Source organism: Psychrobacter sp. Ps3, from assembly GCF_022129275.1.
GTDB lineage: Bacteria > Pseudomonadota > Gammaproteobacteria > Pseudomonadales > Moraxellaceae > Psychrobacter > Psychrobacter submarinus.
Window position 1 is genome coordinate 38,294 of the sequence record NZ_JADQAL010000020.1, and the last position, 10,011, is coordinate 48,304.

Consider the following 10,011-nt stretch of genomic DNA (forward strand, 5'->3'; position numbering starts at 1 on the left):
TTACGCTATTTGCAATTGGAGAACCCTTTTTATGTCAAAATATACCATGCCAGATGATAGTCAAGTTCAAGATAACGGCCAAGCGCGCTTCACCGTATTTGGGGTAGGCGGCGGCGGCGGTAATGCGGTAGAGCACATGGTACAGCAAGGTATCAGGGGCGTCACTTTTGTCTGCGCTAATACGGATAGACAAGCGCTAGATCGTCTAACCGCTCCTAATAAGCTACAGCTAGGCGCTAAGACCAATCGAGGTCTAGGCGCTGGCGCTAACCCAGAAATCGGTCGTGAAGCTGCAGAAAGCGAAGAAGAAGCGATCCGCGAGATGCTAGACAACTCTGACATGGTCTTTATTACAGCGGGTATGGGCGGTGGTACCGGTACAGGCGCCGCTCCAGTCGTCGCTCGTATCGCCAAAGAGCTAGAAGTACTGACTGTCGCTGTGGTCACAACGCCTTTTAAATTTGAAGGCGGTAAACGCATCAAAGCGGCTAAAGCAGGTATTGAGCAGCTGACGAACTTTGTGGACTCTATCATTACTATTCCTAATGATAAGCTGATGAGCATCTACGGTAATATCTCCATGCAAGACGCCTTCAAAAAGGCCGATGATGTTTTATTGCATGCTGTACAAGGCATCGCTGAAACTATCGCGCGTGAAGGGCTTATCAATATTGACTTCAATGATATTCGTACCGCAATGACTGCTAAAGGTCATGCGATGATGGGTATTGGCCGTGCTAGCGGTGACGACCGCGCGCGTCAAGCGACTGAAAAGGCAATCAAATCACCACTGCTTGACGATCTGCGTTTAGAAAACGCGAAAGGCTTGCTAGTTAACGTTATCTCTTCTGAGTCGCTATCTTTAGACGAGTTTAGCCAAATCAGTGAAATCGTTGAAGGCATCACTGATAATGACGACGCCAATATCTTTTATGGTTCAGTCATTGATGAGAAGATGGGTGATGACTTACATGTTACCGTTATCGCAACTGGTCTGACTTTGAATGAGGATATCCCTGAAGTGCCAGTGCCTTCGGTGACCAGCACGCAATCAGTAGATCCGAGTACCCATACGAGCGCTCTAAACAGTCAAAAGCAGACTCAAGCACAGCAGTATCAAGACTCTACGCCGCGTACAGCACCGCAAGAGCAGCCACAGACTAAGACCAACAGTATCCAAGATTATCTAAAGCGCCAGCAGAATAAATAACGTTTTAGTCATTGGTTTGTTCAGGCCAATAAAGAAGAACCAGCGTTGAGACGCTGGTTTTTTTTTGCTTAATAAGTAGCTAATAGCATGAATAAATTACAAAATTATATTTTATTATTAAGGGAAAACGTTAAAACGTTGTTATGAATGGGTCGAATTATTGAATAAAAATAAGGGTTTAGATCAGGTGGGTCACTACCAGCGATAAAGCTGCAGTCCTTGACTGGCGTGCTCTCAGCCATCTTTTTATGAATAAATATAGCTAAAATAGTAGTGACAATAAGTATTATCAATGGCTTAAATATGCAAATTAGTATTTTTTGGCTATAGCGAATTAAGGGGTACTAATGGTACACTAGGGCAATTGTAACAAAATATGTGGGATTACAGCCATGAATCAGAGAACTATAAAAACAGCTTTAGCGGTCACTGGTACCGGTTTACATAGTGGTCAGCCTGTGGATCTTGAGTTTCATCCACAGCCTGTTGACACCGGTGTTGTTTTTGAGCGTTCCGATATACTAGGCTCAGCACCGATTCCAGCTAGTGCCTTTTTGGTGCAAGATACCATGATGTCATCTAACTTAGTATTTGGCGGTACGCGCGTCGGTACGGTTGAGCATCTACTGAGCGCTATTGCTGGCCTTGGTGTCGATAATCTACTGATACGAGTCTCTGCAAGCGAGATTCCTATTATGGATGGTAGCGCGGCGCCTTTTGTGGGCTTATTACTACAAGCAGGCTTTGAAGAGCAAGAAGCGCCTAAGAAGTTCTTGCGGGTGGTCAGACCAGTACGAGTCAAAGTCGATGACAAATGGGCTGAACTGCGTCCTTACAATGGCTTTGAGATGAACTTTGAGATTGACTTTGAGCATCCAGCCTTTGATAAGGACTTCCAGCATGCTCAGTTCCACCTTTCTACTCATAATTTCATCGAGCAGTTAAGCGAAGCGCGTACCTTTGGTTTTATGAAAGATATAGAAGCCCTGCGCAAGAACAATCTTGCTTTAGGTGGCAGTATGGACAATGCTATCGTCATTGATGAGGCAAGAGTATTGAATGCTGAAGGCTTACGCTTCAACGATGAGTTCGTTCGTCACAAGATTTTAGATGCATTAGGCGACTTATATCTTATCGGTTATCCTATTTTGGGCCGTTTTAGTGCGTACAAGTCAGGTCATGCACTCAATAACTTATTGGTTCGCGAAATACTATCTGACCCAAAAAACTTTGAAATTGTAACATTTGATGACAATGTAACTTGTCCTATTGAATATTTGCCACTCTCTGGACTAGTCGTTGAAGGATAAATACACGAATATACAGGATGTATCGCAACATTTACGCAATATTACATAGTTTACGAAATAACACATTCATAATTATGAATATATTTAGTCGTTAAAACCGAATAAAATCGCTGAAAGTTAGGTAATACAAAAGCTAACAGCTATCAAAAAACGTACGATGATAATGTCAAATTAAAGACAATATTCATCATACGTTTTTTTTTGTGCAAAATTTTTTGGATAACGAATTAATCGCGACTAATTTTTAATATGTTTTTTACATAACTTTACAATGTAATCTGCAAATTTTTAGTCATTTATTAGCCGCAAAAGTGCTTTTTGCAGCTTTTTATCCGTGGTGACATGCTCAGCTGCCTGTGATATAGTCCGCTTTGTGTTTTGGCTAAGGGCCTGATGCACATTGGTTTTATTGGATTTTGAGACCGCTAGTTGTTCTGAAACTTTAGAATCATGAGCGGCAGTATGAGCTACCACGACGCTGATTTGCTTGAGTTGTTGAAATGTAATTGACTGCTCTGTTAACACTGATAAGTAAGCATTTTGTAAATAGCGAATGTGATTAGCCGCAGTTACTGAACCTACACTGAGTGTGAGTTGCTCATCGTTCAGACCGACAACCCAGCAGGTATTAAGAATCTCTTCTGGTAGACAATCTGCCAATAGTTTTTTTATCTCAGTGGTTGCTTGCGTAAAAACACGCATATTATCGCTCAAGCTTCGAGGTAGTGCGCTACCAGCAAATGCTTGATGATCGATAAGTTGGGCAAGTCGATTAGGCTGTTTTTTTGACATCGTGTTGCTCATTGCGAGATATAAGGTTAAAGCGGACAATCTACGAGGCGAATGACAAAACTAGTAATGATGCTAGTGTCGGGCGCTTAAGACTAGAGTGTTAGCTGCTATACCTAGGATTTTATCATGATTGTTTAATGGTTATATCCTTTAAATGAATTGATGCTTCGTTATGGATGACGAGCGCTCTTGTATTAACCATAGGTAGTAAATTTATGAAACAAGCTTTATTAATTTTGTCAGTACTGGGAATGGGCATAGCACAAACAAGTGGTGCTGTCGAAACGACCTTTCAATCAAATAATACCTTGACTCATACCATCACAAATATCACGGCTGCTTCGAACTACGGTTCTAGCCAGAATATCTATAGCACCAACAGTGGCGCTCGCGTTTATAGCAATGACGAAATCAGTCAAGCTATCGATAACCTAAGCGAGCACGCCAAGCAAAAAGAATATCAGTTAGCATCACTAACTAGCCGTTTAGCGTACGAGCGCGAACAGCAAATCCGCAGTAGTATCCCAGATAGCAATTCAGCGCCAGCTCGCGCTGCAGCGCGTGCAGCAAGAGTAGCGCACGCTAGAAGTACAGGCTACTGTGCCCGTTATGTGCGTAAAGCGCTACAGTCTGCCGGTTACGAGTTTACTCCAAACCCATCTGCCTATCAGTATGCGACGCGTGGCACTCTAGCGAAAGCCGGTTTTACTAAGATCAGTAATGACACACCGCATCAGGTGGGTGATGTGATCGTCTATGACCGTAGCTCAAGACGCCCACACGGTCATATTCAAATATTTGACGGTAACGGCTGGGTCTCTGACTTCCGCCAAAAAGGTATCAGCCCATACAGCGGTGTCCATAGTTATACCACATGGCGCGATTCACAATATGTTGATGATGCCTCAAACCGTGGTATCTACCTAGCGATGGCTGACGAGTAACTGCTACTATACTTGCAGTCAATTATAATCTAGCTATCGTTAGTTCAGCAAAAAACCCAGTAATGATCTAAATGACATTGCTGGGTTTTTTATGCGGCATCTCATGCTACGCCTATGAGTTTTATCATCTTTTAGATCTGCTAAGTCATTACTCTTTATCCAGCTGCAGCATTGACCAGTGCTGGCGCTGATGAAAATCGGCTGGCGTGGCGTGCTCAGTTGCAAAGTAAAGTGGCGTGCCTGCGAAGTTGAGAATGACGCATGGATGTATCAAGGCAGTCGAGTTAGAATTGAGTATGCGCGGCATAGAGTCAGGTAGCATATCTAATGCGATTGAGAATTGGCGCTGTTTGAGTAACGAATCACTACTTGCTAGTGTTTTATTATGCCATTGAATATGGACGGGATGTTGACTGCCTTTTATCAATAAGGGTATGGGCGGCAGCGTAACAGGGGTACGGTAGTCCGTAAACTGATAGACAGCATATTGACCATTTGGACTGGCATTTATCTCCACATAACTTGCCGCGTTATTGGTTATAAAACACTCTAAGCAAGTCTGCTGCCATAGATAATCTGCAAAGCCGACTTTTTGTTTATTCCAAAGCGGCCATTGCAGCTGATCCACTAAGGTCATCGACGGCAGCTTAACCTCATAGCGGAGGCTTAAGCTGGTATCCATATCGCTACTTATTGTATTTAGCGTATCGCTGTCAGCATTCGCTGAGTCCATAATCGTAGCCGTTACTTTAACGATAATTTGCTGTAACTGGGAAACGGACACACCGATCTTTTGAGCATCACTCACTAAGCTATCGTTTGCAAGCTTAAGAATAAAAGTCTGACTCATATTATGGATCGCCTTATCGTAAATAGGTTAAATGCTGACAACTCGCTGAGCGGCCAAAAAATATAGCAAAAGTAGAAGAGTAAAAATGACAAAAGCCGCAAGTCTAATCAGCTGCGGCCTTTAAGATAAGTCTATAAAGAGTATTAAATCATCACTCTTTATGCATTACTGAGCATAACGGGCTAAGTTAGATAGCTTAGGATTGGCGTTTGGGTTTTGGCGTAATAACAGCGCCATACGGCCGATAGTGTGAATCACATTGGCATTCGCTGTAGTCGCAATCTCAGTGCTCACGATATCACGCTCATGCTTAGTGCCTGCTGGCAGCTTCACTTTAATCAGCTCGTGATCGCTCAATGCTCTATCAATCTCTTCACTAATGGCAGGGGTGATGCCTTTATTGCCGATCATAACGATAGGCTTGAGCTCGTGGCCAATACTTTTTAGGCGTTTAATGGTCTCATTATCAAGTTGCATAACATTCCTTATATCAATATAAATAAGTTTTAGTGCCTGTATCAACGACAGAGTACACCGGCGCAGTACAAACGATATCATCAAAAATTTAATGCGTATTATAAGCAATATGAGACTATCTTGCTTGAATTCATTAGGATTTTGGACGATTTTAGGTGAGGGAAATGTTAAACTAAGCGTCTTAACTTGGTTTTTGTAGCGCTTTTTTGTGATAGGTATAGGAGCAAGTATTTTGGCTACGCGTATTGAAAATAAAAAACTCTCAAAAAGTAGCCGTGCTTGGATGAAAGAGCATCTTGATGACCACTATGTCAAGCAAGCGCAAAAAGACGGCTATCGTGCGCGCGCCGCTTATAAACTGTTAGAGATCAATGACAAAACCCAGACTATCACTAAAGGGATGACCGTAGTCGATTTGGGCAGTGCGCCGGGGAGTTGGTCGCAAGTAGCGAGTAAGCTAGTAGGCGACACTGGCACCTTGATAGCTTCTGATATTTTACCGATGGATGCTTTGGCTGATGTCACTTTTATCCAAGGTGATTTTCGTGAGGCTGAGGCTTTTGACGCGATTATGGCGCAAGTGGGCGATAGCCAAGTCGATGTGGTGCTATCCGATATGGCCCCTAATACCGCGGGTAACAGTGCTGTCGATCAACCACGCATGATGTATCTGTGTGAGTTGGCAGTAGATTTTGCCTTAGCAACTTTGCCTAAAGGCGGCGCGCTGATTATGAAAGTCTTTCAAGGCGAGGGCACACAAGAGCTTAGGCAGCAAATGCAGCGCGACTTTAGTAAGGTTCGCAGTATCAAACCGGCTGCTTCTAGACCACGCTCCAAAGAGATGTTTTGGATAGCGATTCGATAGTTTTGAATAAGATTTAAGCGCTGCTAGTGTTGCTACAATAGTTAACTGAAAAGTGATAGCTAGTGGTTGAATTGTACCGATTAAAACCATATATCGTGGTATATTAGCTTTGTTTTAAGCAATTATTAAAATGAAGTCGCCTTAGAGTAACGGGTTATTTATATTGGTTTTTATCTTTTAATCGCGGTGTTTAGTCACCATATATTATATATAGTCCACACAAAGACTGAAATAAATAATAGGTTAACGCTTTGAAGGCGTCACGTGTCGAGTTGACACACCAATAAGTAGGGATGGGAAAGCTTGTGAGCGACATGGTAAAAAATACCTTATTGTGGCTGGTGGTAATCGGCGTTCTAGTGCTAGTGTTTAGCGGCTTTGATCAATCATCAGAGCCTGATAACCTTAACTACTCTGAGTTTGTGACCGCAGTGTCAGAAAATCAAGTAGCTAGCGTTGAGATCGACGGTGAACAAATCACTGGTGAGAAGAAAAATGGCTCAACATTTGAGACCATTAGACCGGCTGTGGCTGATGAGCAGTTAATGCCAATGCTGCGTGAAAATCAGGTCGAAGTAGAAGGCACAGCACCAAAACGCCAAAGCATACTAATGCAGCTATTGATTGCTAGTTTCCCGATTCTATTGATTATCGGTCTCTTCTTATTCTTTATGCGTAATATGCAAGGCGGCGCTGGCGGTAAAGGCGGTGGCCCTATGAGCTTTGGTAAGTCAAAAGCCAAAATGCTGAGCGAAGATCAGATCAAGGTTAATTTTACTGATGTTGCAGGCTGCGAAGAAGCCAAAGAAGAAGTCGTCGAAGTGGTTGAGTTCTTGCGTGACCCTGATAAGTTCACTAAGCTTGGTGCGACTATTCCGCGTGGTATCTTGATGGTCGGACCTCCAGGTACCGGTAAAACCTTGCTAGCTCGAGCTATCGCTGGTGAGGCCAAAGTACCGTTTTTCTCAATATCAGGTTCTGATTTTGTGGAGATGTTCGTTGGTGTGGGTGCTTCGCGTGTTCGTGATATGTTCGAACAAGCAAAAAAGAGTGCGCCTTGTATCATCTTTATTGATGAGATTGATGCGGTCGGTCGTCATCGCGGCTCAGGTATGGGCGGTGGTAATGATGAGCGCGAGCAGACACTGAACCAATTACTCGTTGAAATGGATGGTTTTGAAGGTAATGAAGGGGTGATTGTCATCGCCGCGACTAACCGTGCTGACGTACTCGATAAAGCGCTACTCCGTCCTGGCCGTTTTGATCGTCAGGTACAAGTAGGCTTACCAGATATCAAAGGCCGTGAGCAAATCCTAAAAGTACATCTGAAGAAACTGCCAAATACGATCAGTGTCGATGCGCGAGCTTTGGCTCGTGGTACACCTGGCTTTACTGGTGCTCAGCTTGCTAACCTCGTCAACGAAGCCGCACTATTTGCCGCGCGCCGTAATAAGCGCAGCGTCGATATGAATGACTTTGAAGATGCCAAAGACAAGCTTCATATGGGTCCTGAGCGCAAATCTATGGTGATACGTGAAGAAGAGCGTCGTGCCACCGCTTATCATGAAGCAGGTCATGCCTTAGTTGCTGAATTACTACCGGGTACTGATCCGGTGCATAAGGTAACGATTATGCCGCGCGGATTTGCGCTTGGTGTCACTTGGCAGTTGCCTGAGCATGATCAGACAAGTATGTATAAGTCAAAAATGCTCAATGATATCGCTATTTTGTTCGGCGGTCGTATCGCTGAAGAGGTGTTTATCAATCAGATGTCGACTGGTGCTTCTAATGACTTTGAACGTGCGACTAAGATGGCACGAGCAATGGTGACTAAGTATGGTATGTCAGATGCGCTAGGTATCATGGTCTATGAAGACGATGATAGCTCGCAAGGGTACTTCGGCGGCGGTGGTCGGACGATTTCTGAAGCCACGCAGCAAAAGGTCGATGACGAAGTTCGCCGGATGTTAGAAGAGCAATATGACATCGCCCGTGAATTAATCGAGGCAAATCAAGATAAAATGCACGCTATGGTAGACGCGCTTATGAAGTGGGAAACGATTGACCGTGATCAGCTGCAAGCTATCTTAGCAGGCGAAGAACCACGTCCACCAAAGATTTACCAGCACAATGAAGTTAATTTATCAAAAGATAGAGAGAAGCCTGAAGGCACCATTCCGCCGCCACTACCAGCGATGTAATGACTTGGTATAATGGATATAAAATCATTGAAATAAAGAAGCCCTTTTCATAAAGGGCTTTTTTTGGGTTAAAAATTAGAGATGTAATGCCCCAATCCTAATGTAGGAGCTGAATGTCGTAATAAAAGGTTTGGACTCCGTTCTGAGGAATTGTAAAGGTCAGACAGACTTTAGGAGTACCACTCATTTACTGATATGATAAGCTAAAAATTAATGGTGCTTAATTAATAAATTTTATCTACATGAGATCAGTTATGCCGTTGTTTCAGCCCTTACCTGCTTATAGTATCCGCGTACGTCACAAAACATTAGACTTATCGAAGCCGCAAATTATGGGTATTTTAAATGTGACCCCAGATTCGTTTTCGGACGGTGGGCAGTTTAATGCTGTAGACAGTGCTCTAAATCGAGCGCAGGAAATGATCGCAGCAGGCGCCACTATTATCGATATCGGCGGTGAATCCACACGCCCAAATGCTGAGGCAGTAGCGACAGATGAGGAGATAGCTCGCGTCATACCAGTAGTCAAAGCGATTCGCTCGCACTGCGGTGATGAGATATGGTTATCGATTGATACCAGCAGCCCACAAGTGATAGAAGCGGCATTCGCAGCTGGCGCAGATATTTGGAATGATGTCCGTGCGCTCAAACGTGAAGGCGCGGCTGCCATGGCCGCTAAGTTAGATATTCCGGTGATGCTGATGCACATGCGCGGTGAGCCGGCAACCATGAACAGCTTAGCGCAGTACGAGGATGTGGTCAGCGAGGTAATGACGGAGCTTGCAGCGCGTGTAGAAGACGTGACTAGTCTTGGCGTCAAACGTGCTAATATAATCCTAGATCCAGGATTTGGCTTCGCTAAAGATTACGCACATCATTGTGCGCTGTTGACTCAATTAGCAAGTTTGCAAAGCTTAGAGCTACCGCTGATGTTTGGTATTTCACGTAAGCGTTTTTTGGCAGAAGTACTAGACAAGAGCAATATAGCCCGTTATAAAAACTCCAAAGCTATCGAACGTGATATAGCGAGTACGGCAGCCGGTTTATTTGCACTACAACAAGGCGCGAGTATCATACGTACCCATAATGTGGCGATGATGCAGCAAGCCGTAGCACTTTGGCAGCAGCTCACAGACTATAATCATTTATCAGCTTAGCTTAAACAAACGATGCTTAACATTTAAGACGGCACTTATAGTTAAGTATGAAAAAGATGTAGCGAAACTGGGATGAATTTTTTGCAGCCTCTGTCGACGTAGGCACAGCAAGCCAGAAAAATTTATACCAGTTTCGCGTATTAGGGCGTATTGAACATTCACAAATGCGCACTGCTGATCGCTAAAATAGTTCTAGTCGTCGTTA

The 10,011-nt window shown here is 43.8% G+C and carries 9 protein-coding genes; 6 read left to right on the plus strand and 3 right to left on the minus strand.

The window, feature by feature from the left end:
- Positions 1 to 31 precede the first annotated feature (31 nt).
- The gene (gene ftsZ, locus I3248_RS07825; RefSeq protein WP_025644649.1) at positions 32 to 1,210 is read left to right on the plus strand and encodes a cell division protein FtsZ; all 1,179 of its coding nucleotides are present in this window, start codon (positions 32 to 34) and stop codon (positions 1,208 to 1,210) included.
- A 392-nt stretch (positions 1,211 to 1,602) separates the two neighbouring features.
- On the plus strand, positions 1,603 to 2,520 hold the full coding sequence (gene lpxC, locus I3248_RS07830) for a UDP-3-O-acyl-N-acetylglucosamine deacetylase (protein ID WP_238063203.1): 918 nt from the start codon (positions 1,603 to 1,605) through the stop codon (positions 2,518 to 2,520).
- Between the two features lie 288 nt (positions 2,521 to 2,808).
- On the opposite strand, the gene I3248_RS07835 is transcribed toward lpxC, so the two are convergent.
- Positions 2,809 to 3,312, minus strand: a complete 504-nt coding sequence (locus tag I3248_RS07835; protein ID WP_025644647.1) for a hypothetical protein — start codon at positions 3,310 to 3,312, stop codon at positions 2,809 to 2,811.
- A gap of 215 nt (positions 3,313 to 3,527) precedes the next feature.
- On the opposite strand from I3248_RS07835, the gene I3248_RS07840 reads away from it, so the two are divergent.
- On the plus strand, positions 3,528 to 4,256 hold the full coding sequence (locus tag I3248_RS07840; protein WP_238063204.1) for a CHAP domain-containing protein: 729 nt from the start codon (positions 3,528 to 3,530) through the stop codon (positions 4,254 to 4,256).
- 148 nt (positions 4,257 to 4,404) lie between these two features.
- Here I3248_RS07840 and I3248_RS07845 read toward each other — a convergent pair whose 3' ends face one another.
- Together I3248_RS07845 and I3248_RS07850 are read right to left on the minus strand one after the other, a co-directional pair.
- Positions 4,405 to 5,106, minus strand: a complete 702-nt coding sequence (locus I3248_RS07845) for a hypothetical protein (protein WP_238063205.1) — start codon at positions 5,104 to 5,106, stop codon at positions 4,405 to 4,407.
- A 165-nt stretch (positions 5,107 to 5,271) separates the two neighbouring features.
- Positions 5,272 to 5,583, minus strand: a complete 312-nt coding sequence (locus tag I3248_RS07850) for a YhbY family RNA-binding protein (RefSeq protein WP_025644644.1) — start codon at positions 5,581 to 5,583, stop codon at positions 5,272 to 5,274.
- Positions 5,584 to 5,815: 232 nt separating this feature from the next.
- Between I3248_RS07850 and I3248_RS07855 the strand changes: the two genes are divergently transcribed.
- The 3 genes from I3248_RS07855 (at position 5,816) to folP (ending at position 9,806) form a co-directional block, all read left to right on the plus strand.
- Positions 5,816 to 6,448, plus strand: coding sequence for an RlmE family RNA methyltransferase (locus I3248_RS07855; protein ID WP_025644643.1), 633 nt, complete (start codon positions 5,816 to 5,818; stop codon positions 6,446 to 6,448).
- 305 nt (positions 6,449 to 6,753) lie between these two features.
- Complete coding sequence (ftsH, locus tag I3248_RS07860) at positions 6,754 to 8,649, plus strand: ATP-dependent zinc metalloprotease FtsH (RefSeq protein ID WP_346268426.1); 1,896 nt, start codon at positions 6,754 to 6,756, stop codon at positions 8,647 to 8,649.
- 254 nt (positions 8,650 to 8,903) lie between these two features.
- Positions 8,904 to 9,806, plus strand: a complete 903-nt coding sequence (folP, locus tag I3248_RS07865) for a dihydropteroate synthase (RefSeq protein ID WP_238063206.1) — start codon at positions 8,904 to 8,906, stop codon at positions 9,804 to 9,806.
- Positions 9,807 to 10,011: the final 205 nt, after the last annotated feature.